This window comes from Enterobacter sp. PL1 (genome assembly GCF_945957325.1).
In the GTDB taxonomy this organism is placed as follows: Bacteria; Pseudomonadota; Gammaproteobacteria; order Enterobacterales; family Enterobacteriaceae; genus Enterobacter; species Enterobacter roggenkampii.
In genome coordinates, this window is sequence record NZ_CAMFKT010000004.1 from 56305 (window position 1) to 79323 (window position 23019).

19 protein-coding genes are annotated in these 23019 nt (G+C 54.4%); 5 read left to right on the forward strand and 14 right to left on the reverse strand.

The genetic code is table 11. From position 1 onward, the window contains the following. Positions 1–2: 2 nt before the first annotated feature. Positions 3–782, reverse strand: a complete 780-nt coding sequence (gene cmoM, locus N6P30_RS05070; RefSeq protein WP_023292877.1) for a tRNA uridine 5-oxyacetic acid(34) methyltransferase CmoM — start codon at positions 780–782, stop codon at positions 3–5. 124 nt (positions 783–906) lie between these two features. Here cmoM and elyC point away from each other — a divergent pair, with 124 nt between their 5' ends. Then, positions 907–1686 (forward strand): envelope biogenesis factor ElyC, encoded by a 780-nt coding sequence (elyC, locus tag N6P30_RS05075; RefSeq protein ID WP_023292878.1) that lies wholly within the window; start codon positions 907–909, stop codon positions 1684–1686. Here elyC and N6P30_RS05080 read toward each other — a convergent pair. The 13 genes from N6P30_RS05080 to N6P30_RS05140 form a co-directional block, all read right to left on the reverse strand. Further along, positions 1663–2556, reverse strand: coding sequence for a YcbJ family phosphotransferase (locus N6P30_RS05080; protein WP_008499958.1), 894 nt, complete (start codon positions 2554–2556; stop codon positions 1663–1665). The two genes, elyC and N6P30_RS05080, sit on opposite strands and share 24 nt — an antisense overlap. A gap of 142 nt (positions 2557–2698) precedes the next feature. Beyond that, a complete protein-coding gene (gene kdsB / locus N6P30_RS05085) occupies positions 2699–3445 on the reverse strand; it encodes a 3-deoxy-manno-octulosonate cytidylyltransferase (RefSeq protein WP_008499959.1) in 747 nt (248 codons plus the stop codon). Next, positions 3442–3624, reverse strand: coding sequence for a protein YcaR (gene ycaR, locus N6P30_RS05090; protein ID WP_006174474.1), 183 nt, complete (start codon positions 3622–3624; stop codon positions 3442–3444). Before ycaR ends, kdsB begins: the two co-directional genes overlap by 4 nt. Positions 3625–3669: 45 nt before the next feature. Beyond that, on the reverse strand, positions 3670–4899 hold the full coding sequence (locus N6P30_RS05095; protein WP_023292879.1) for a winged helix-turn-helix domain-containing protein: 1230 nt from the start codon (positions 4897–4899) through the stop codon (positions 3670–3672). Between the two features lie 44 nt (positions 4900–4943). Next, entirely contained in the window at positions 4944–5921 is a 978-nt protein-coding gene (lpxK, locus tag N6P30_RS05100; RefSeq protein ID WP_008499962.1) for a tetraacyldisaccharide 4'-kinase, read from the reverse strand. Beyond that, entirely contained in the window at positions 5918–7666 is a 1749-nt protein-coding gene (gene msbA, locus N6P30_RS05105; protein ID WP_023292880.1) for a lipid A ABC transporter ATP-binding protein/permease MsbA, read from the reverse strand. The genes lpxK and msbA overlap by 4 nt, the downstream gene beginning before the upstream one ends. 35 nt (positions 7667–7701) lie before the next feature. Then, a complete protein-coding gene (locus N6P30_RS05110) occupies positions 7702–9966 on the reverse strand; it encodes a ComEC family protein (RefSeq protein WP_023292881.1) in 2265 nt (754 codons plus the stop codon). A 214-nt stretch (positions 9967–10180) separates the two neighbouring features. Continuing rightward, a complete protein-coding gene (ihfB, locus tag N6P30_RS05115) occupies positions 10181–10468 on the reverse strand; it encodes an integration host factor subunit beta (protein ID WP_008499965.1) in 288 nt (95 codons plus the stop codon). A gap of 170 nt (positions 10469–10638) precedes the next feature. After that, positions 10639–12312 carry a 30S ribosomal protein S1 gene (gene rpsA / locus N6P30_RS05120; RefSeq protein ID WP_008499966.1) on the reverse strand — a complete coding sequence of 558 codons (1674 nt, stop codon included), beginning with the start codon at positions 12310–12312 and terminating at the stop codon, positions 10639–10641. Positions 12313–12423: 111 nt separating this feature from the next. Then, a complete protein-coding gene (gene cmk, locus N6P30_RS05125; protein WP_008499967.1) occupies positions 12424–13107 on the reverse strand; it encodes a (d)CMP kinase in 684 nt (227 codons plus the stop codon). A gap of 184 nt (positions 13108–13291) precedes the next feature. Continuing rightward, complete coding sequence (aroA, locus tag N6P30_RS05130; protein ID WP_023292882.1) at positions 13292–14575, reverse strand: 3-phosphoshikimate 1-carboxyvinyltransferase; 1284 nt, start codon at positions 14573–14575, stop codon at positions 13292–13294. Positions 14576–14644: 69 nt separating this feature from the next. After that, positions 14645–15733 carry a 3-phosphoserine/phosphohydroxythreonine transaminase gene (gene serC / locus N6P30_RS05135; RefSeq protein ID WP_021240877.1) on the reverse strand — a complete coding sequence of 363 codons (1089 nt, stop codon included), beginning with the start codon at positions 15731–15733 and terminating at the stop codon, positions 14645–14647. Positions 15734–15895: 162 nt separating this feature from the next. Further along, positions 15896–16588: a DUF421 domain-containing protein gene (locus N6P30_RS05140; protein ID WP_023292884.1), complete on the reverse strand. Its 693-nt coding sequence runs from the start codon at positions 16586–16588 to the stop codon at positions 15896–15898. Positions 16589–16715: 127 nt separating this feature from the next. Between N6P30_RS05140 and ycaO the strand changes: the two genes are divergently transcribed. The 4 genes from ycaO to pflA all read left to right on the forward strand — a co-directional run bounded on the left by ycaO (position 16716) and on the right by pflA (position 23018). After that, positions 16716–18476: a 30S ribosomal protein S12 methylthiotransferase accessory factor YcaO gene (gene ycaO / locus N6P30_RS05145; RefSeq protein WP_023292885.1), complete on the forward strand. Its 1761-nt coding sequence runs from the start codon at positions 16716–16718 to the stop codon at positions 18474–18476. Between the two features lie 406 nt (positions 18477–18882). After that, positions 18883–19740 carry a formate transporter FocA gene (focA, locus tag N6P30_RS05150; protein WP_008499974.1) on the forward strand — a complete coding sequence of 286 codons (858 nt, stop codon included), beginning with the start codon at positions 18883–18885 and terminating at the stop codon, positions 19738–19740. Between the two features lie 51 nt (positions 19741–19791). Beyond that, a complete protein-coding gene (pflB, locus tag N6P30_RS05155; protein WP_008499975.1) occupies positions 19792–22074 on the forward strand; it encodes a formate C-acetyltransferase in 2283 nt (760 codons plus the stop codon). Positions 22075–22277: 203 nt separating this feature from the next. Next, positions 22278–23018: a pyruvate formate lyase 1-activating protein gene (gene pflA / locus N6P30_RS05160; protein ID WP_008499976.1), complete on the forward strand. Its 741-nt coding sequence runs from the start codon at positions 22278–22280 to the stop codon at positions 23016–23018. Position 23019 lies beyond the last annotated feature (1 nt).

Consider the following 23019-nt stretch of genomic DNA (forward strand, 5'->3'; position numbering starts at 1 on the left):
GGTTATCCTTGCATCTGCGGCTTGTGCGCGGTGACGTGAATATAGCGGCCAAGGCTGACAAAAGGCTCCTGACGGCAATACCGCGTTTCCAATTCTGTTAAGGTGTCAAAACAGTCACGCTGTTTGTGTTTTTCACGCAGATAATCATGAAACACCCTGACGCCCGTCTTCCCGACAATCTGCCAGCCAATCGCTTCCAGCCAGCCATAGACCTGCTGTGGATCGCGCGGATAGTCCGGGGAAAGCGTGCGCTTTTTCTTTTTGGGCATCCCGACCTGAACATAGTCGAAGTTTCCCGCAACCATGTTGTGCATCAGGAAGCCGTTAGCATTGTAGAACATCAGCGACAGCGTGCCGCCCGGGCGCAACATCGACCACAGGCTTTGTAACACGCTTAGCGGATCGGCAACCCACTCCAGCACCGCATGAAACAATATCAGATCAACCTGGGTTTCCAAATGCTGTGCGATGTCCTGAGCGGCGCATTGTATAAAATGCATGTTGTCGCTCACACCTTTCTCTTCTGCCGCACGCGTCGCGCGGGCGACCATTTCAGCAGAAAGATCGCAAAGCGTGACGTGATGACCGCGTTCCGCCATTTTTATGGCCGTCTGCCCTTCACCGCCTCCGGCATCCAGCACGCGCAACGTTTGACCACCAAAGGTAGCCAGAATGGTGTCCAGATCCTGCCAGAGGATCGTCTGACGGAGCTGCCCTTTCGTGGTGCCATAAATGTTGCGCGAAAACTTTTCCGCGATGTCATCAAAATTGCGATCCCGCATTGGGAGAGTTCCACTCGCTAACTGCAAAACCGCTATTTTGTCACACCCGCGCGGAGAATGAACCTCTCTGGTGTAATATCACCGTCAATCACCTGCTATATGGTCAAAAAAGGAACCAAAAAGGATGCTTTTTACCCTTAAGAAATACATTGGAGGGATGATGCTTCCCCTTCCGCTGCTGCTCATCATCATCGCGCTGGGGCTGGCGCTGGTGTGGTTCAGTCGCTTTCAGAAGAGTGGCAAAACGCTGATCACGTTCGGCTGGTTGATCCTGCTGCTGCTGAGCCTGCAGCCGGTGGCTGATGGTCTGTTACGCCCCATCGAAAACAGGTACCCGACATGGCAGGGAAATCAGAAAGCGGCGTACATCGTGGTGCTGGGCGGCGGATATACCTGGGATCCTGACTGGGCCCCCAGCTCAAACCTGATCAACAACAGCCTACCGCGGCTAAACGAAGGCATTCGCCTCTGGCTGGCGAATCCGGGATCAAAAATGATCTTCACCGGCGCGGCGGCCAAAACGAACCCGGTGAGTACGGCGGAAGCGGGCGCCCGGGTCGCGGAATCACTCGGCGTACCGCGCTCCTCAATCATCACGCTGGACAGCCCGAAAGATACTGAAGAAGAAGCTGCCGCAGTGAAGCAGGCGATTGGCGATGCCCCGTTCTTACTGGTGACCTCCGCCTCGCACCTGCCGCGCGCGATGATTTTCTTTGAAAAACAGGGCCTGCACCCGCTTCCCGCACCGGCGAACCAGATGGCCATCGACGCGCCGCTTAATCCGTGGGAGCGGGTAATCCCGTCCCCTATGTGGCTGATGCATAGCGATCGCGTCGGTTATGAGACGCTCGGACGCCTCTGGCAGTGGCTGAAAGGTTCCTCAGGCGAGCCAGGGCAAGAGTGATTTAGTCGCCAGATCGAAGTTTGCGCGATTAAAGCGTCCGGTGTTAACCAGCTGCGCAACTTCGTCCCAGAGCAGGTAGAGCCAGCGCCGCCAGAGAAACGCTTCCGCAACGGGGGCGCGTTGAAGGTAATGCCACAGCAAACCTTCCGCCGCCCCGCTGTCGCTGAGCCTGAACAGCTCATATTCACGCGGAGCCCAGAGCATGATCCCCGGCCCCACCATCGCCAGGAGCTGATCGCTGCGGGGGTCTTTCAGCATACTGCGCAGGGTGAAGTTACCGTGGATCAGCACGCAGTTATCGTTAAAACCTTCGAACAGCGCCGGTAAACACTCCCGGGTGCGAAAGAGAATACGTTTGTCCTGCATGGTTAAACCGGTATTGTTGAACTGGTTAAGCGTTCCCCACAGCACTTCAACCCGCTGGCGATACCACAGCGGCCAGAGATTTTCCTGAGTGCTGTCGACCGGCCCGACAAGTCCGCGGCTATCCTGACGGTGCCACGCCAGCAGCGCCTCGACAATCTGGTCTTTTAGCTGTTCCCAGCGTTCCGGCGTTCGCGCGGGCGCTTCAACGGGTACACCACGTAAACGTTCAATCAGCAGTACGTCCGGGCCGGGGTGTTCCTCATGGGTCATCACGCCGTACACCGTTGGCATACGCACGGTTCCCTCCCGCGCCAGCATCGACATTTTCCATGCAAGCTGCCTGGCAACGCCGGGTGACGTGAAACTCCGTGCCATCAGCGGCATTGGGTTACCCTCACTGTCGTACAACGACCAGAGCGCGGTATCGGCTTTTTCACTCACGCATTCGACCCGGCTTAACTTTTCACCCAGCAGATGGCTAAGTTCGGCACGCAGCTGTTCCATATGAGATTACCCCCATTAAGACTACTGCTTTTATAATGAGCGTCCTTAATGAAGATGTCACCCGGAAGAGATCAATCAGGAAAAAGAAAGTGAAAAATAAACCGGAGAGTGCATCTCTCCCAACGGAGAGATGCCGGTAAGATTAACGCAATTCAGCGCGAACGCGCTCAAGATCTTCAGGGGTGTCTACGCCCGTGCCGGGGACTTCCTCAGCAACGGCAACGTGAATTTTCTCGCCGTACCAGAGCACGCGGAGCTGCTCCAGCATTTCGATATGCTCCAGCGGACTCGGGGCCCAGGCCACATAGCGGCGAATAAAGCCGGCGCGATAGCCGTAGATCCCAATATGACGCAGGAAGGTATCACCGATGGTCTCTTTAGAAAGCGCAAAGCGATCGCGATCCCACGGGATCGTGGCGCGGGAGAAATAGAGCGCATAGCCTTCCGCATCCATGACGACCTTCACCGCATTCGGGTTGAAAGCTTCTTCTGCATGATGAATGGGTACCGCCAGCGTGGCCATTCCGACCTGACGCTGCGCCAGGTTTTCGGCCACCTGACGGATAATGACAGCGGGGATCATCGGCTCGTCACCCTGCACGTTTACGATAACCGTATCATCACTGAAACCGCATTTCTCAACCACTTCCGCCAGACGCTCGGTGCCGGACTGGTGATCGGCGCGGGTCATGCATACCTCACCGCCTGCCGCCTCAACCGCACGAGCGACATCCGGATGATCGGTGGCAACAATCACGCGGTCAGCACCGGATTCACGCGCACGCTCAAGGACATGCACAATCATCGGCTTGCCGTTGATATCCACCAGCGGCTTACCCGGCAGACGCGTTGAGGCATAACGCGCAGGAATTATGACAACAAAACTCATGGTTTGCTCTCTTCTGCCACCAGGGAACGGGCTTCGTTTTCCAGCAATACAGGAATACCGTCGCGCAGCGGGAAAGCCAGGCTGTCCAGCTTGCAAATGAGCTCTTGTTTGTCCTGGCTGTAGTAGAGTTTGCCGTTGCATACCGGGCAGGCAATAATTTCAAGTAAACGGTGATCCATAGTTCCTCCGTATGGGTAATCGCTAAAGCTTAACACATTCCTTTTTCAGGGCGTGCCTGTTTCCCAGCCACTTCGACAGGATGTAAACAATCCGTCAGGTACCCGGCCCAGCGTCACGTCGTCGGCCCCCTGCCAGCGCGCGAATTCGCTAATGGCGGACGTTAACCCTTTTTCCAGGCTGGCCGTCACCCTGACGCCCTCTTGCAAATAAAGCGCCATGATTTCAAGCGTGCCGGTCTTGCGGTGCATTTTGGCATCCATGCGCCCGACCAGTTGCCCCTTATGCAGGAGCGGTAAAACAAAGTAGCCATACTGGCGCTTTGGGGCCGGGGTATAACATTCCAGCCGGTAGCTGAAATCAAAGAGCTGCTCGGCGCGTTTTCTGTCCCAGACGACCGGGTCGAAAGGCGACAATACCGCGCTGTGGGTCGCCTGCAGTTTCCCCTCCAGGGCCTGAGGCAATAGCGGGAGGAGATCCGCATGTAGCCACATTTCGCCCAGCGTTTCCACGGTAACGGGAATGACGCGCTGTTCGCGTTGCCACATGTCCAGCAGCGGTTTCAGCGCGGGCTGGCGCAGGCGATAATAATCTGCCAGCCATTGCGAGCGAAAAATCCCCAGACTACGGGCGCTGTTTTCTAACATAATGGCCTCGGCCGCCTCCTGGGTAAGCAGGTCGCGCTCGTCGTCCCAGTGGGGCATCACGCGATGCGTGAGGTCGTAGACGCGCTGAAAATTACGCCGCTCAATCACCATGACTTTGCCTGAGGTAAACAGGCCTTCGAGATGACGCTTGTGCGGCTTCCACTCCCACCAGCCGCTTGTACCTTTGCGCGGGTGTTCAAAATCGGCGGAGCGTACAGGACCGTTTTCCTGAATATGCGCGATGAGCTGCTCTATTTCAGCCGCATGTTCCTGCATCCACGCCTGCCGGTATTTCCAGCCCATCTTTTCCGGCGCAAGCATACGGTTACGCACAAGGGCAAAATCGCTGCGGGGAAGGAAGCAGGCTTCGTGCGCCCAGTACTCCATCAACTCCCCCTTGCTGAGCGCCTCATCCAGCCACTGAGAAGGATAGCTCCCCAGGCGGCTGAACAGCACCAGGTAAGGGCTACGTGCCACAATATTAATGGTGTCGATCTGGAGTAGCGACATGCGCTGTACGGTAGAGAGAATATCGGCAGGCTGCGCGCGACGGCGGGGCTTTTTGAGCAGCCCCTGCGCGGCAAGGTGGAGATTACGTGCGGCTGAGAGCGAGAGTTGCGGTAAAGACATGCGTTTTCCTGTCAGTCAAAGCGCCACCAGAACCGCGTAAGCCTTTAGTGCACCAACGCAATCAGTTCCTTGAGCAAATGTTCCGGCTGCTCACCGCTGAGTTCGGCGTCAACCGGCAGATACCACCAGTTATCTTTCGCAAAGGCACGGCATTTCACCGCATCTTTTTCGGTCATGATCAGCGACTGCCCGGGTACGGTCAGGGCAGCGACCTGCCCTTCCACCAGCGCCTGATGGTCGGCCAGCGGAACGCGTTTTTCCAGCCGGGCACCACACTGTTCCAGCGTCGCGAAGAAGCGCGGCGGATGACCAATGCCCGCCATCGCTACCAGTGAAGGAAGCTCTGAAACCGACCGGCGTTCACCCGTCACCAGGTTGATTGCCAGACCCGGCTGCAGGTGCATCGGGATTTCACCCGTTTTCGCCTCACCACCGTTCACGATCACCGCATCCACGGACGTCAGACGCGAAGCGCGTTCGCGCATGGGTCCGGCAGGTAACCACCAGCCGTTCCCAAAACGGCGAACCCCGTCGATGACCACAATCTCTTTATCTCGCGCCAGGGCATAATGCTGCAGACCATCGTCAGTGATAATGATCTGTACCGCATGTTCGGCAAGCAGGGCCCGGACGGCATCGCTGCGCACCGGGGAGACCGCAACAGGGGCGCCAGTACGCTGGAAAATCAATACCGGTTCATCACCCGCTTCAGCCGTCGTGGTTTCCGCCGTCAGCAACAGCGGGTAATGCGCCGCTTTACCACCATATCCCCGCGATACCACGCCCGGGCGTATACCGCGCTTTTGCAACTGCTCCACCAGCCAGATCACCACCGGCGTTTTGCCGTTGCCGCCCGCCGTAAGATTACCGACGACCACAACGGGCACCGGCGCGCGCCAGGCCCGCTTCACCCCAAGACGATAAAGCAGACGGATAATGCCGCTCACCAGGCCGTAGAGCCAGGAGAGCGGCAAAAGCAGCAGCCACAGCGGGGATTCACCGGACCAGATGCGTGCAATCATTCGCCGAACTGCATCTTATGAAGCTGAGCGTAAACGCCGCGGTGTTCCAGCAGAACAGCATGGCTTCCGCGTTCAACAATGACCCCATCCTCAACCACGACGATTTCATCAGCCTGCTCGATAGTCGACAGACGGTGCGCAATCACCAGCGAGGTGCGGTTCTTTTGCAGCTCATCCAGCGCCGACTGAATCGCGCGTTCAGATTCCGTATCCAGCGCAGAGGTCGCTTCGTCCAGGATTAGGATCGGGCTGTCGCGCAGCAGCGCTCGGGCAATGGCGATACGCTGACGCTGCCCACCGGAGAGCAGTACACCGTTCTCGCCGATGATGGTATCCAGACCGTTATCCATCTTGTTGATAAAGTCCATCGCGTAGGCCATACGTGCGGCGTTCTCAATCTGCTCGCGGCTGTACTCTTCAGTGCGTGCATAAGCAATATTGTTTGCCACGGTATCGTTGAACAGGTGCACGTTCTGGGAGACCAGCGCCACCTGGTTACGGAGCGACTGCAGGGTATACTCCCGCAGATCGTGACCGTCTAACAGAATTTCACCTTCGTCAATGTCGTAGAAACGGGTGATCAGGCTGGCAATGGTCGATTTACCCGAGCCGGAACGGCCTACCAGCGCAACGGTTTTCCCCGCCGGAATGGTCAGGTTGATATTGCGCAGAGCCGGTGTTTCGCGGCCAGGATAGGTAAAGGTCACATTGCGGAACTCAACGTCACCGTTCGCGCGCTCAATGACGCGTTTGCCTTCATCTTTTTCCTGCTCGGAATCCAGAATGCTGAACAGGGTCTGACAGGCCGCCATCCCACGCTGGAACTGGGCGTTGACGTTTGTCAGTGATTTCAGCGGACGCATCAGGGCGATCATTGAGGAGAAGACCACGGTGATGGTACCCGCCGTCAGCGTCTCCATGACGCTCGGGAAGCTTGCCGCATACAGAACGAACGCCAGCGCCAGTGAGGCAATCAGCTGAATAATCGGGTCGGAGATAGAAGAGGCCGAGACCATTTTCATCCCCTGCAGACGCATTTTGTTGCTCACTTTATCAAAGCGTTTCGTTTCAACGTCCTGACCACCAAAAATCAGCACTTCTTTATGCCCTTTAAGCATCTGCTCTGCGCTGGTAGTCACCTGCCCCATCGTATTCTGCATATTCTTGCTGATATTACGGAAGCGCTTTGAGACCACGCGGATAGCAATAGAAACCACAGGTGCCAGAACGATAAGGATGAGCGACAGCTGCCAGCTGTAGTAGAACATCATCACGAACAGGCCGATAATCGACGCGCCCTCGCGCACAACGGTAATCAGCGCGCTGGAAGAGGAAGAGGCAACCTGCTCGGAGTCGTAGGTGATCCGCGACAGCAGCGTCCCGGTTGACTGCTTGTCAAAGAACGCAACCGGCATGCCCATCATGTGACTGAACAGCCGACGGCGCATGGTCATCACCACTTTCCCGGATACCCAGGAAATGCAGTAGCTGGAGATATAGCTGGTGATACCGCGTAAGATCATCAGTCCGATAACCACCAGAGGCATCCATAGCAGCACTGAGCGATCCGTTTTACCAAAACCGTCGTCCAGTAACGGTTTGAGAAGCGATAGCATAAAGGTATCGCTGGCTGCGTTGAGGATTAACGCTACACCCGCCACGATCAAGCCTGCTTTAAAAGGGGCAATCATCGGCCAGAGTCGGCGGAACGTTTGCCACGTGGAGAGATCTTTGTCGTTATGCATTCAAAAAACCAGCATTGTTGAAATAGCCGCATATTCTACCCGTTATCGACGGGCGCGCCAAACCACTGATGATACCAACGTGGTAAAATTTGCTCTCGCAAGCGCCGGATTTGCCAGTGATGTTGCGAGAATGTCACCGATATTTGTCCTGAATGAGGGGTATCGTGCCAGATATACCCCTCTTTTCGATAACGTCGAACGACTTTTGCCGACGGGAAGTGCCATGCGTTATAGCGGGCCGCAGAATCCAGGGCGATTTGTCCTTCCACCCGCTGTACCAGCGGCAATGAAGACGAGGTATTGCTGCCATGATGGGGGACCTGTATGAGCGTGGCCCTCAGATGACGCCAGTAATGGCTAAGCATAGCCTGTTCCGCCTGCACTTCAATGTCCCCTGTTAGCAGAACGCTTTGCTCCCCATCGTCCACCTTTACCACACAGGAATGGTTATTCCCCTGGGCCGGGTAATTTTCAGGAGGCCAGTGGACGGTGAAGGTTAATCCCTGCCATTCCCATTTTTGCCCACGAAAACAAGGGCGGTGCCCCGTCCTGCGTAACGGACTTCTTACCCATATATCCGGCCATGCTTTTTGCAACGACGCGAGGCCTCCTGCATGGTCGAGGTGTTCATGACTGAGAATCACTCCTTCTGGCCGTAGGTGATGCCAGCGAAGCCAGGGAATAATTAACCGCTGCGCGCTGTCTCCGTCCGGCCAGGCGAGCCCGGTATCATAAAGAATGGCTTTTCCCTGCCTTTCAATGACCATGGACAGCCCCTGCCCCACGTCCAGCATATGCAGCGTCCAGCTCTCGCTTTTTTCCGCTCGCCAGAGGGGAAATGTCAGCAGGACACTGCCTGCAAGACAAACGGCAGGAACGGTTTTCCAGGCACGAAAACGCCAGGCAATAATACTCAACCACGGCAGTAATGCCAGGGCTTGCCAGCGCTGGTCGACATTCTGCCAGCCATCAGGCAGGCGCATCAGTAGCCAGAAGAGTCCCGCAAGCGACTTATCGGCGGCAAACCAGATGGCACTTTCTACCGCAGCCAGCGGTAGCAAATGGAGCAGCATACCGAGCAGGATCAGCGGGACGGAGACAAACGTTACCAGGGGCACGGCAAAGAGATTCGCGACCAGGGATGAGAGGCTGAAGCCATGGAAAATCAGAACCTGTAACGGCATGAGCAGCAGCAACATCCCGACCTGCAGATAAATCAGGTTCAGTAGCGGCCGCATCCGTCGTGTCCAATTCCAGTCGGGAAGAGGCAGCCACTGAAACCAGAAAATCAGCGCGGCGACGGCAAAGGCTGACAGAGCCAGACTCTGCGAAAGTACGGCCAGGGGATCGTTAATCAGTATCGCCGCGATGCAGCAGCTCCAAACCTGCCAGGGAGACCATTGACGGCCAGTAATCCGCAACAGAGCAAGCACCGCAAGGGCGATGATCGTCCTCAGCGCAGGCGGTTGCAAACCGGTAAGCCAGGCGTAGAAAGCAGCAAAGAACAACCCGGCAAGGAGAGGCATTTGCCAGTGGACGCGGTGGCTGGATAATAAGAACTGGAGTCCACGTGCAAGTAACCAGACGAGAGAGGCTGCCAGCGCGATATGCAGACCCGAAATCGCCATCAGATGCAGCGTGCCGGTTTCCCGCATGAGATCTTTTATTTCCCGGGGCACATCCAGACGTTCACCCATTCCCAGTCCCAGGATAACCGCTCCCCATCGGTAAGCTGAAAGTCGGTTTTGCAGCGACATCAGATATTGCGCCCGCAGGCTGCAGCGCCCGTCGACGATCTCCGCACGGGTGAAGCGCCCGCTCAGCGTTTGATGTCGGGCAAAAGCGCTGCGCTGAGAATCATAACCGCCGTCGTTGAGTTCGCCGTGTGCAGGCCTGAGCCTGAGCGTCACGCTCCAGCGCTGCCCTGCACACGCCTTTTGCGGCAGATAATTGCCATACAGCGTTACGCCGGTAGAGGCCCACCAGCGCTTGCCATTGACGCTTAGAATGCTTCCCTGATGCTGAGTGGCGCCGTCGGTCGCGGTGAGCTCTATTTCAGCCTGCACGGCCCCCGTTGTTAAATGCTGCATCGGCCAGACGCTCTCCTGCGCGGCCAAAATGCCCCAGGCACAAAATAACAGCGTCATACCCGCATACCTCAGTCGACTGTTTTGCCATACCGCTAGCACTATCCCGCCAGCCAACATTGCCCACACGGTGTAGGGGGAAGGCAGTTCAGGTAACCAAAGTAACGGGACGATCGCCAAAATGGCGCAGACGCTAAGCGCAGAAATTCCCATTGCCACCTCCCTGTTTCAGGGTGGCAGTATGCAGGCAGGTTGAGCGTGTCGTCAGGCGTGGAGAATACGATTTACGGCAAGCGCAGCAAGGTATTTGACGGGTTGCAGAAAACGAAACGGAAAATGCGGGGCACCTTCAGAAAGAAAGCGACGGGTACAAAAAAAGCACCCGCAGGTGCTTTCTTTCGAACCCAGTTTAACCGGCTGGCTAAACTCAGTTGCCGTAAATATTGGCGCGATCGCGCAGTTCTTTACCCGGCTTAAAGTGTGGAACGTACTTACCTTCCAGCTCGACTTTATCACCAGTTTTCGGGTTACGCCCGGTACGTGGAGCACGATAGTGCAGAGAAAAACTACCGAAACCGCGGATTTCAATGCGCTCGCCCTGGGCAAGAGTGGAGGCCATATGCTCCAGCATCTCTTTTACGGCATCTTCCACTGCCTTGGCAGGGATATGCGGTTGCTGACTGGCAAGTCTTTCAATCAATTCTGACTTGGTCATGATTCCTCCGGTTCCTTTCAAACCAATTAGCTGAACAGCTCATTAAACAAGGGCGGCCGTAGCCGCCCTTTGTTATTGATTACAGGACGAATCCTGTAATCTGTCAAGTTTGCTCCTCATCCTTCGCGCTGTAAATGCGTTACAGCGCAAATGATGCTGAGAACCTGATATTACTCGCCTTTAGCTGCTTTGAAAGCTTCAGCCATTGCGTTGTTAGAGAAGTTTGCATCTTCCTGTTTGTTAACAGTTGCGATTGCATCTTTCTCATCAGCTTCGTCTTTAGCACGAACAGACAGGCTGATTGCACGGTTCTTACGGTCAACACCGGTGAACTTAGCTTCAACGTCGTCGCCTACGTTCAGAACCAGAGTGGCATCTTCAACGCGGTCACGGGAAGCTTCAGAAGCGCGCAGGTAACCTTCAACGCCGTCAGCCAGTTCTACGGTTGCGCCTTTCGCGTCAACTGCAGTGACTTTACCGTTTACGATTGCGCCTTTCTTGTTCAGTGCAACCCAGTTGTTGAACGGATCTTCTGCGAGCTGTTTAACGCCCAGGGAGATACGCTCACGCTCTGCGTCAACCTGCAGAACAACTGCAGCGATTTCGTCGCCTTTTTTGTATTCACGAACTGCTTCTTCGCCTGCAACGTTCCAGGAGATGTCAGACAGGTGAACCAGGCCATCGATGCCGCCGTCCAGGCCAATGAAGATACCGAAGTCAGTGATAGACTTGATTTTACCTTCAACACGGTCGCCCTTGTTGTGGGTTTCCGCGAACTGCTGCCATGGGTTGTTTTTGCACTGCTTCAGGCCCAGGGAGATACGACGACGTTCTTCGTCGATATCCAGAACCATCACTTCCACTACATCACCAACGTTAACAACTTTGGATGGGTGGATGTTTTTGTTGGTCCAGTCCATTTCGGAAACGTGCACCAGACCTTCAACGCCTTCTTCGATTTCAACGAAGCAGCCGTAGTCAGTCAGGTTGGTTACGCGACCAGTCAGTTTAGTCCCTTCTGGGTAACGCTTAGCGATAGCTACCCATGGATCTTCGCCCAGCTGTTTCAGGCCGAGGGATACACGAGTACGCTCGCGGTCGAACTTCAGCACTTTAACAGTGATTTCGTCGCCCACGTTCACGATTTCGCTTGGGTGCTTAACGCGTTTCCACGCCATGTCGGTGATGTGCAGCAGGCCATCAACGCCGCCCAGGTCAACGAATGCGCCGTAGTCAGTGAGGTTCTTAACGATACCTTTGACTTCCATGCCTTCCTGCAGGTTTTCCAGCAGCTGATCGCGTTCTGCGCTGTTTTCGGATTCGATAACGGCACGACGGGAAACAACAACGTTGTTACGCTTCTGGTCCAGCTTGATTACTTTGAACTCAAGCTCTTTGCCTTCCAGGTGCAGGGTGTCACGAACTGGACGAACGTCTACCAGAGAACCTGGCAGGAACGCACGAATACCATTCAGCTCAACAGTGAAGCCACCTTTAACTTTGCCGTTGATAACACCGACCACAGTTTCAGCTTCTTCGTAAGCTTTTTCCAGCGTGATCCATGCTTCGTGACGTTTCGCTTTCTCACGAGAAAGCAGGGTTTCACCGAAGCCGTCTTCTACTGCGTCCAGAGCAACGTCAACTTCGTCGCCAACCTGGATTTCCAGCTCGCCCTGGGCGTTTTTGAACTGCTCTGCCGGAATGGCGGACTCAGATTTCAGACCGGCGTCAACCAGTACTACGTCTTTGTCGATAGCAACAACAACACCGCGAACGATGGAACCCGGGCGGGTTTCGATTTCTTTTAAGGATTCTTCAAACAGTTGAGCAAAAGATTCAGTCATGTTTAATCTTCAGGTTAATATTAACGTCCACCTGGCTCCGTGCCGGATGGGGTTGTTTCACATACCCGCCGTCAATCCATTGCAGCGGGGGTACTGCTAAATCGGTCGCGATTACGCGAGTGCCAGTTTTTGGCGCGCATATTGTAGCGCTTTTTCAATCACTTGCTCAATAGTTAAACTGGTTGAATCCAGAACTAATGCATCTTCTGCTGGAACAAGTGGGGCGACGGCGCGGTTACGATCGCGGTCATCGCGCTCTTTTATCTCGGATAAAAGGCGATCAAAGTTAACACTAAACCCCTTTTCCTGCAACTGAAGCATGCGGCGTTGAGCGCGTTCTTCCGAAGAGGCGTCAAGGAAAATTTTCACAGGTGCATCAGGGAATACCACGGTTCCCATATCGCGTCCGTCCGCGATCAAACCCGGTGCTTCACGGAACGCGCGCTGACGACGTAACAGCGCCTCACGAACGCGCGGGAAGGCCGCTACCTGAGAGGCCGCATTCGCCACTTCCTGAGTACGGATTTCCCCGCTCACGTCTTCCCCTTCAAGGATGACTTCCAGGTTGCCATTGGTCGACACGAAACGCACATCAAGATGCGCAGCCAGCGGAACCAGCGCTTCTTCTGACGCCACGTCCACATGGTGATGCAGCGCAGCCAGAGCCAGCACGCGATAGATTGCTCCCGAATCTAAAAGATGCCATTGCAATGCTTCCGCCATCGCTTTGCACAGAGTCCCTTTCCCTGCGCCACTCGGCCCATCAATGGTGATTACCGGGGCAATTGCCGTCATCTTTTTCTCCTTAAATAAGGCATACCGTTTACATGAACGCCGCGCATTATACGCGTCAACGTGCGCAACTGTTACCTTTGCGTGCAAATTACGGATTGATTGAAGCAGAGTGTAGAAGAAATGAACGGAAGTGTTCGTCAGGAAGCGTAAGGAAATGCCGCATCAGGTGATGCGGCAAGCGTCATCAGGCCAGCGTGCTAATGCGTGCCAGCTGTTCAAAGTAGTCCGGGAACGTTTTCGCCGTACATTTCGGATCGAGAATGGTCACAGGCTTGTCGGACAGTGCCACCAGCGAGAAGCACATCGCCATACGGTGATCGTTGTAGGTGCCGATCTCGGCAACCTGCAGTTTTGCAGGAGGCGTGACGCGAATGTAGTCTTCGCCCTCTTCCACCTCAGCACCGACCTTACGCAGTTCGGTCGCCATCGCAAACAGACGGTCAGTCTCTTTTACGCGCCAGTTGTAGATGTTACGCAGCGTGGTGGTGCCTTTTGCAAACAGCGCCGCCGTGGCAATGGTCATCGCCGCATCCGGAATATGGTTCATGTCCATGTCGATGGCCTTCAGCTCGCCGTGGGTACAGGAGATGAAGTCATCACCCCAGGTCACAATCGCGCCCATTTTTTCCAGCACGTCCGCAAAACGAATGTCACCCTGCACGCTGTTGCGACCAATACCGGTCACCTTCACGGTACCGCCTTTGATCGCGCCTGCAGCCAGGAAGTAAGATGCCGACGAGGCGTCGCCTTCAACAAGATAGCTGCCCGGAGACTGGTACTGCTGCGCCCCACGCACGACAAAACGCTGATAAGACTGGTTTTCCACCTCAACGCCGAAGGTTTTCATCAGGTGCAGCGTGATATCAATATACGGTTTGGAGACCAGCTCACCTTTAATCGTGATAACCGTATCCTGCGGCGCCAGCGGCGCGGTCATCAGCAGTGCGGTCAGGAACTGGCTGGAGACGCTGCCGTCAACCTCAACGTGACCGCCGGTAAAGCCCCCGCGCAGACGCAGTGGCGGATAATTTTCCTGCTCCAGATACTCGACCTGCGCGCCGCCCTGACGCAGGGCATCCACCAGATGGCCAATCGGACGCTCTTTCATGCGCGGCTCGCCGGTCAGCACAATGTTGTTGCGCCCCAGACACAGGGCCGCCGCCAGCGGACGCATCGCGGTACCCGCGTTGCCCAGAAACAGCTCAAGCTCTTCACCCGTCTGCAGCGCGCCGCCGTTGCCGGTCACTTCGCAGCGGGTACGATCGTCGGAGAGAGTGTAATGAACGCCCAACGCTTTCAGCGCATTGAGCATATGGCGCACGTCATCGCTGTCCAGCAGGTTTGTAAGGACGGTGGTGCCGTTTGCCAGTGCTGCCAGCAGCAGAGCGCGGTTCGAGACACTTTTTGAACCAGGCAGATTAATGGTGCCATCTACCCGCGCGATAGGTTGTAACGTCAGGGATTCCATGAAAACTTAACTCTCAACTCAACATAATAAAAACCCCGCAGCAGGGCTACGGGGGTGAAAACAGCGCAATTAACCGTGGCGACGTTCGAAGTCGATCATGAAATCGGTCAGCGCTTTAACGCCTTCCAGCGGCATCGCGTTATAGATGGAGGCACGCATGCCGCCCACGACACGGTGACCTTTCAGCGCGTGCAGGCCGGCCGCGAAGGACTCTTCCAGGAACACTTTATCCAGGTTGCTGTCCGCCAGCTGGAACGGCACGTTCATGCGGGAACGGTTAGCTTTCGCCACGTCGTTGCGGTAGAAATCGCTCTTGTCGATGACGCCATACAGCAGTTCGGCTTTCTGCTGATTCACTTTGTCCATCTGCGCCACGCCGCCGTTTTGCTTCAGCCATTTGAAGACCAGGCCGGAGAGGTACCAGGCAAACGTCGGTGGGGTGTTGAACATAGAATCGTTGTCGTTCAGCACGGTGTAATCAAGAATGGACGGGCACGATGTATGCGCTTTACCCAGCAGGTCTTCACGCACGATAACAATCGTCAGGCCCGCAGGGCCGATATTTTTCTGCGCGCCCGCGTAGATCACGCCATAACGGCTGACGTCAATTGGTGCAGACAGAATGGTGGAGGAGAAGTCAGCGGCAACCACGACGTCTTTACCGAAGTTCGGCGTCTCGTCGATGGCAATCCCGTCAATGGTTTCGTTCGGGCAATAGTGCAAATACGCTGCGTTATCAGAAAGCTGCCATTCGCTCATTGGCTTCACGGCGCGCAGGCCGTCAACGGTCACTTTGGCGTCAATCACATTCGGCGTGCAGTATTTGTGCGCTTCTTTCACCGCACTGGCCGCCCAGTAGCCTGCGTCAACGTAGTCTGCCGTCGTTTTATCGCCCAGGATGTTTAGCGGTACGCCTGCAAACTGGCCGCGCCCGCCGCCGTGACAGAACAATACTTTGTAGTTCGAGGGAATATTCAGCAGATCGCGAAAATCCTTTTCTGCCTCTTCCGCCACCTGAATAAACTCTTTACCCCGGTGGCTGATTTCCATCACCGACGTTCCCAGACCGTTCCAGTCACAAAGTTCCTGTTGAGCCTGTTTAAGCACGTCTGCCGGTAACATTGCCGGACCTGAACTGAAATTAAAGACTTGAGCCATTTCCCCTCACCACGCTAAAAGCCATAAGTTATAACTGTGGATATCGGTTTTATCATTCAGTGACACGCGCCGCAATGTCTAAAACTTATGACCCGTGAAATGTGCCCCGCGTCACACAAAACAATCTGCCGCCTCGCCAGGACAAAACCGACAAAATGGCTGTCAGGTGATGCGTTTAGCCCGGCTAACCTTCGTCCATTCCGGATTTGCACAGCGGGGGCATAATTGACGATCCCCCGGCTGCATCGCGACCACATGGCTACATCTCACGCAGGCATACTCGCCGGATTCCGGTACCGTTCTGAAACGCTCAATGAGCATATCCGGCAGGATACACAGTCCCGGCCTCACCTCGTCGTCAGAATAGTAATAGACGCTGATCTGCCCGTTGGTCTCCATGATCGCCAGACGCACCTGCCCGAGCTGTTCCACGCTGTTGAGGCGTAGCTCCATAAAAAACTCAAACTCGGTCATATTGGCGCTCTGAACGTTTTCCCAGGCCAGCTGGCCGTTCTCGACGATAACGACCGGCTTCCCTTCAAGCAGATCTTCCAGCTTTTCACTTTTCGACATTAGCCACATGACAAGGCGATAAAGCAGCGCCAGGGAGACAAAAACGATGAAGACCGGCACCATCGGCACATCATCATAGAAGGCGACATCCCCCGCCGCGGAACCCAGCGTCAGGATGATCAACACTTCAAAAAGCGACATCTGCCGCACGCCGCGACGACCGGTGATTTTAAGAAACAGGAAGACCAGAACGAAGGTATACAGACTACGCAGCGCCACTTCGCCTAAAAATTCAGGGGGGACTTTATCAAACGCCATCCGCTGGAGATCGAATGCTTTCATTTTTCTATGCCTTAACAGTGAGTTACTGACAATAAGCATAGCCCAGTCTTTTATTTTCGCCGGAGATAGCACCCGTCACGCAAAACCCGTATCATTGCGCGCTTTACGTACGATAAAAGTGAACACCATGACTCAAACGTTTATCCCCGGCAAAGACGCCGCTCTGGAAGATTCCATCGCTCGCTTCCAGCAGAAACTGACCGACCTGGGTTTTAACATCGAAGAAGCCTCCTGGCTCAATCCGGTGCCGCATGTCTGGTCTGTGCATATTCGCGATAAAGACTGTGCCCTGTGCTTTACCAACGGTAAAGGCGCGACAAAAAAAGCGGCACTGGCCTCCGCGCTGGGTGAGTATTTTGAGCGTCTGTCCACCAACTATTTCTTTGCTGACTTCTGGCTGGGCGAAACCATCGCCAACGGCCCGTTCGTTCACTATCCGAACGAAAAATGGTTCCCGCTGACCGAAGACGATGAACTGCCGGAAGGAATTCTCGACGCGCGCCTGCGTGCCTTCTACGATCCGGAAAACGAACTGACCGCCAGCATGCTGATAGATCTGCAGTCCGGTAACGACGATCGCGGTATTTGCGCCCTGCCGTTTACCCGTCAGTCTGACGAGCAGACCGTCTATATTCCGATGAACATCGTCGGCAACCTGTATGTGTCTAACGGCATGTCCGCCGGTAACACCCGCAATGAAGCGCGCGTGCAGGGGCTGTCTGAAGTCTTCGAGCGTCATATCAAAAACCGCATTATTGCCGAATCCATCAGCCTGCCTGAAATTCCGGCAGAGGTGCTGGCACGCTACCCGGGCGTGGTGGAATCCATCGCCAAGCTGGAAGCAGAGGGTTTCCCAATCTTTGCATATGACGGCTCGCTGGGCGGCAAGTATCCGGTAATCTGCGTCGTGCTGTTTAACCCGACCAACGGCACCTGCTTCGCCTCCTTCGGCGCGCACCCGGACTTCGGCGTGGCGCTGGAGCGTACCGTTACCGAACTGCTGCAGGGCCGTAGCCTGAAAGATCTCGACGTGTTTACGCCGCCAACGTTTGACGATGAAGAAGTGGCCGAGCATACCAACCTCGAAACCCACTTCATCGATTCCAGCGGCTTAATTTCCTGGGATATGTTCAAGCAGGACGCGGACTATCCGTTCGTGGACTGGAGCTTTGCCGGTACCACGGAAGAAGAGTTCGCGACGCTGATGGCGATCTTTAACGCGGAAGACCAGGAAGTGTACATTGCCGACTACGAGCATCTTGGCGTTTACGCGTGCCGCATCATCGTGCCTGGCATGTCTGATATCTATCCGGCGGAAGACCTGTGGCTGGCAAACAACAGCATGGGCGCGCATCTGCGCGAAACGCTGCTGGCTCTGCCGGGCAGCGAATGGGAGAAAGAAGATTATCTGAACCTGATCGCCCAGTTGGACGAAGAAGGCCACGATGATTTCACCCGCGTACGCGAACTCCTGGGCCTGGCGACCGGTAAAGACAACGGCTGGTACACCCTGCGCATCGGTGAGTTGAAAGCGATGCTGGCCCTGGCGGGCGGCGATCTGGATCAGGCCCTGGCCTGGACCGAGTGGACCATGGAGTTCAACCAGTCGGTCTTCTCTGCCGAGCGCACCAACTATTACCGCTGCCTGCAAACCCTGCTGCTGCTTGCACAGGAAGAGGATCGCGAACCGCTGCAATATCTGAATGCTTTCGTGCGAATGTACGGCGCTGAGGCCGTTGAAGCAGCCAGCGCAGCCCTGAGCGGCGAAGCGCCGTTCTATGGCCTGCAGGCTGTTGATAGCGATCTGAAAGCCTTCCCGGCGCATCAGTCGCTGCTGAAGGCCTACGAAAAGCTGCAGAAAGCAAAAGCCGCTTACTGGTCAAAATAAGCGCACATAACATTACCAGCAGTAGGCGTATTCAATCGTCTGGGCTATATTACGGGGCAATTTCATTGCCCCTTTTTTTATTTCCTTCGGCAATGATTGTTGATTGTAATAATAAAGTTAAACACGGGTAAATATAATAATATTGATCTGGGCTTTACTGTTACTTTTTATGGTTAATACTCCATATTAATTAACTGATAAAGAGGTGGCCGAACGAAAAAATTCAACTCTTTTCATAACTTTTAAAATTTATTTTTATACGGATAATCAAATACTTACTCCGCATTTGCTGTAAATCCATACACATTGCGGGCCTATAAGCCAGGCGAGATATGATCTATATCAATTTCTCTTCTATAATGCTTTGTTAGTATCTCGTCGCCGACTTAATAAAGAGAGAGTTAGTGTGAAAGCTGACAACCCTTTTGATCTTTTACTCCCTGCTGCGATGGCCAAAGTTGCCGAAGAAGCAGGTGTCTATAAAGCAACGAAACACCCGATGAAGACGTTCTATCTGGCGATCACGGCTGGTGTGTTCATCTCTATCGCTTTCGTCTTCTACATCACCGCCACTACCGGTACTGCCGGAATGCCTTTCGGCATGGCCAAACTGATTGGCGGCATTTGTTTCTCACTGGGTCTGATTCTTTGCGTTATTTGCGGCGCCGACCTCTTCACCTCAACGGTGCTGATTGTCGTGGCAAAGGCGAGCGGAAGAATTACCTGGGGTCAGCTGGCACGTAACTGGCTTAATGTTTACGTGGGTAACCTGGTTGGCTGTCTGCTCTTTGTTTTGTTGATGTGGCTTTCTGGCGAGTACATGACCGCCAACGGTGGCTGGGGCCTTAACGTCCTGCAAACTGCCGACCACAAAATGCACCACACATTTATCGAAGCCGTTGCTCTCGGCATCCTCGCTAACCTGATGGTCTGCCTGGCTGTATGGATGAGCTACTCGGGTCGTAGCCTGATGGACAAAGCCTTAATTATGGTTCTGCCGGTTGCGATGTTCGTTGCCAGCGGCTTTGAGCACAGTATCGCGAATATGTTCATGATCCCAATGGGCATTGTTATCCGCGACTTTGCGAGCCCGGAGTTCTGGACCGCAGTTGGTTCATCCCCGGAAAGTTTCTCTCACCTGACTATTATGAATTTCATTACTGATAACCTGATCCCTGTCACTATCGGGAACATTATCGGTGGGGGTCTGTTAGTTGGGTTGACATACTGGGTCATTTACCTGCGTGGCGACGATCATCATTGATGGTTTTCTCAGGCAGTAAATAAAAAATCCACTTAAGAAGGTAGGTGTTACATGTCCGAGCTTAATGAAAAGTTAGCCACAGCCTGGGAAGGTTTTGCGAAAGGTGACTGGCAGAATGAAGTAAACGTACGTGACTTCATTCAGAAAAACTATACCCCGTATGAAGGTGACGAATCCTTCCTGGCTGGCGCAACTGACGCGACCACCAAGCTGTGGGACAGCGTAATGGAAGGCGTTAAACTGGAAAACCGCACTCACGCGCCAGTTGATTTTGACACCTCCGTTGCTTCCACCATCACTTCTCACGATGCTGGCTATATCAACAAAGCCCTTGAGAAAATCGTTGGTCTGCAGACTGAAGCACCACTGAAACGCGCAATCATCCCGTTCGGTGGTATTAAAATGGTTGAAGGTTCCTGCAAAGCGTATAACCGCGAGCTGGACCCAATGCTGAAAAAAATCTTCACCGAATACCGCAAAACCCACAACCAGGGCGTATTCGATGTTTACACCAAAGACATTCTGAACTGCCGTAAATCTGGCGTTCTGACTGGTCTGCCAGATGCATATGGCCGTGGCCGTATCATCGGTGACTACCGTCGCGTTGCGCTGTACGGTATCGACTTCCTGATGAAAGACAAGTACGCGCAGTTTGTTTCCCTGCAGTCCGATCTGGAAAACGGCGTAAACCTGGAAGCGACTATCCGTCTGCGTGAAGAAATCGCTGAACAGCACCGCGCGCTGGGTCAGATCAAAGAGATGGCGGCTAAATACGGCTGCGATATCTCTGGTCCTGCTACCAACGCTCAGGAAGCTATCCAGTGGACCTACTTCGGCTACCTGGCCGCAGTTAAATCTCAGAACGGCGCAGCAATGTCCTTCGGTCGCGTATCCACCTTCCTGGATGCCTATATCGAACGTGACCTGAAAGCAGGCAAAATCACCGAGCAAGACGCTCAGGAAATGATTGACCACCTGGTCATGAAACTGCGTATGGTTCGCTTCCTGCGTACCCCTGAATACGATGAGCTGTTCTCCGGTGACCCAATCTGGGCAACTGAATCCATCGGCGGTATGGGCGTTGACGGCCGTACTCTGGTGACCAAAAACAGCTTCCGCTTCCTGAACACCCTGTACACCATGGGTCCTTCTCCGGAGCCGAACATCACCGTTCTGTGGTCTGAAAAACTGCCTCTGAACTTCAAGAAATTCGCCGCTAAAGTGTCCATCGACACCTCTTCTCTGCAGTACGAGAACGATGACCTGATGCGTCCGGACTTCAACAACGACGATTACGCTATCGCTTGCTGCGTAAGCCCAATGGTTGTTGGTAAGCAAATGCAGTTCTTCGGTGCGCGTGCAAACCTGGCGAAAACCATGCTGTACGCAATCAACGGCGGCGTTGATGAAAAACTGAAAATGCAGGTTGGTCCTAAGTCTGAGCCGATCAAAGGCGATGTGCTGAACTATGACGAAGTCATGGAGCGCATGGATCACTTCATGGACTGGCTGGCGAAACAGTACGTCACTGCGCTGAACGTTATCCACTACATGCACGACAAGTACAGCTACGAAGCTTCTCTGATGGCGCTGCACGACCGTGACGTTATCCGCACCATGGCGTGTGGCATCGCAGGTCTGTCCGTTGCTGCTGACTCCCTGTCTGCAATCAAATATGCGAAAGTTAAACCAATTCGTGACGAAGACGGTCTGGCTATCGACTTCGAAATCGAAGGCGAATATCCGCAGTTTGGTAACAACGATTCTCGCGTTGATGACATGGCGGTTGACCTGGTAGAACGTTTCATGAAGAAAATTCAGAAACTGACTACCTACCGTAACGCTATCCCGACTCAGTCTGTTCTGACCATCACCTCTAACGTTGTGTATGGTAAGAAAACCGGTAACACCCCAGACGGTCGTCGTGCTGGCGCGCCATTCGGCCCAGGTGCAAACCCAATGCACGGTCGTGACCAGAAAGGTGCGGTTGCCTCTCTGACTTCTGTCGCTAAACTGCCGTTTGCTTACGCGAAAGATGGTATCTCTTATACCTTCTCTATCGTGCCAAATGCGCTGGGTAAAGACGACGAAGTGCGTAAAACTAACCTCGCGGGTCTGATGGATGGTTACTTCCACCACGAAGCGTCCATCGAAGGTGGTCAGCACCTGAACGTGAACGTCATGAACCGTGAAATGCTGCTCGACGCGATGGAACATCCTGAGAAATATCCTCAGCTGACCATCCGCGTATCTGGCTACGCAGTACGTTTTAACTCCCTGACGAAAGAACAGCAGCAGGACGTTATCACCCGTACTTTCACTCAGTCCATGTAAGTGGAATTGACTGAAATCACGCGTTAACAAGCGTACAATAAAGGCTCCACGTCAGTGGGGCCTTTTTAGCACCCTCTCCACCTCAGTCTCTTTTGTCCGCTATCTATACTGAATGGATAACAGCCAAAACAGACTTAACACAGCCGGCTTTGAGCTGTGCATACACAGGCCCCGGACGGGCCGATGATGGAGATATCACCGCAATGTCAACTATTGGTCGTATTCACTCCTTTGAATCCTGTGGCACCGTCGATGGCCCGGGTATCCGCTTTATCACCTTTTTCCAGGGCTGCCTGATGCGCTGCCTGTACTGCCATAACCGCGACACCTGGGACACGCACGGCGGTAAAGAAGTCACCGTCGACGATCTGATGAAAGAGGTGGTGACCTATCGCCACTTTATGAACGCCTCCGGCGGCGGTGTGACCGCGTCCGGCGGTGAAGCCATTCTTCAGGCTGAGTTTGTCCGCGACTGGTTCCGCGCCTGCCATAAAGAAGGCATTCATACCTGCCTCGACACCAACGGCTTTGTACGTCGCTACGATCCGGTGATTGATGAACTGCTCGAAGTGACCGATCTGGTGATGCTCGATCTCAAACAGATGAATGATGAGATCCACCAGAATCTGGTGGGCGTCTCCAACCACCGCACGCTGGAGTTTGCCAAATACATTGCCGACAAGGGCATCAAAACCTGGATCCGCTACGTGGTTGTTCCTGGCTGGTCAGATGACGACGACTCCGCGCACCGCCTGGGAGAATTTACCCGCGACATGGGCAACGTCGAGAAAATCGAGCTTCTGCCCTATCATGAGCTGGGTAAACATAAATGGGTGGCCATGGGTGAAGAGTACAAGCTTGATGGCGTGAAGCCGCCGAAAAAAGAGACGATGGAACGCGTCAAAGGTATTCTTGAACAGTACGGTCACAAAGTGATGTATTAAA

Bases quoted from the DNA above. Each gene is read 5' to 3' on its own strand.
- N6P30_RS05110 (WP_023292881.1), bottom strand. From the start codon at position 9,966: ATGGGAATTTCTGCGCTTAGCGTCTGCGCCATTTTGGCGATCGTCCCG.
- N6P30_RS05080 (WP_008499958.1), bottom strand. From the start codon at position 2,556: ATGGAACAGCTGCGTGCCGAACTTAGCCATCTGCTGGGTGAAAAGTTA.
- msbA (WP_023292880.1), bottom strand. From the start codon at position 7,666: ATGCATAACGACAAAGATCTCTCCACGTGGCAAACGTTCCGCCGACTC.
- serC (WP_021240877.1), bottom strand. From the start codon at position 15,733: ATGGCTCAAGTCTTTAATTTCAGTTCAGGTCCGGCAATGTTACCGGCA.
- N6P30_RS05140 (WP_023292884.1), bottom strand. From the start codon at position 16,588: ATGAAAGCATTCGATCTCCAGCGGATGGCGTTTGATAAAGTCCCCCCT.
- rpsA (WP_008499966.1), bottom strand. From the start codon at position 12,312: ATGACTGAATCTTTTGCTCAACTGTTTGAAGAATCCTTAAAAGAAATC.
- pflB (WP_008499975.1), top strand. From the start codon at position 19,792: ATGTCCGAGCTTAATGAAAAGTTAGCCACAGCCTGGGAAGGTTTTGCG.
- lpxK (WP_008499962.1), bottom strand. From the start codon at position 5,921: ATGATTGCACGCATCTGGTCCGGTGAATCCCCGCTGTGGCTGCTGCTT.
- ihfB (WP_008499965.1), bottom strand. From the start codon at position 10,468: ATGACCAAGTCAGAATTGATTGAAAGACTTGCCAGTCAGCAACCGCAT.
- N6P30_RS05095 (WP_023292879.1), bottom strand. From the start codon at position 4,899: ATGTCTTTACCGCAACTCTCGCTCTCAGCCGCACGTAATCTCCACCTT.
- cmoM (WP_023292877.1), bottom strand. From the start codon at position 782: ATGCGGGATCGCAATTTTGATGACATCGCGGAAAAGTTTTCGCGCAAC.
- kdsB (WP_008499959.1), bottom strand. From the start codon at position 3,445: ATGAGTTTTGTTGTCATAATTCCTGCGCGTTATGCCTCAACGCGTCTG.
- aroA (WP_023292882.1), bottom strand. From the start codon at position 14,575: ATGGAATCCCTGACGTTACAACCTATCGCGCGGGTAGATGGCACCATT.
- pflA (WP_008499976.1), top strand. From the start codon at position 22,278: ATGTCAACTATTGGTCGTATTCACTCCTTTGAATCCTGTGGCACCGTC.
- cmk (WP_008499967.1), bottom strand. From the start codon at position 13,107: ATGACGGCAATTGCCCCGGTAATCACCATTGATGGGCCGAGTGGCGCA.
- ycaR (WP_006174474.1), bottom strand. From the start codon at position 3,624: ATGGATCACCGTTTACTTGAAATTATTGCCTGCCCGGTATGCAACGGC.
- ycaO (WP_023292885.1), top strand. From the start codon at position 16,716: ATGACTCAAACGTTTATCCCCGGCAAAGACGCCGCTCTGGAAGATTCC.
- elyC (WP_023292878.1), top strand. From the start codon at position 907: ATGCTTTTTACCCTTAAGAAATACATTGGAGGGATGATGCTTCCCCTT.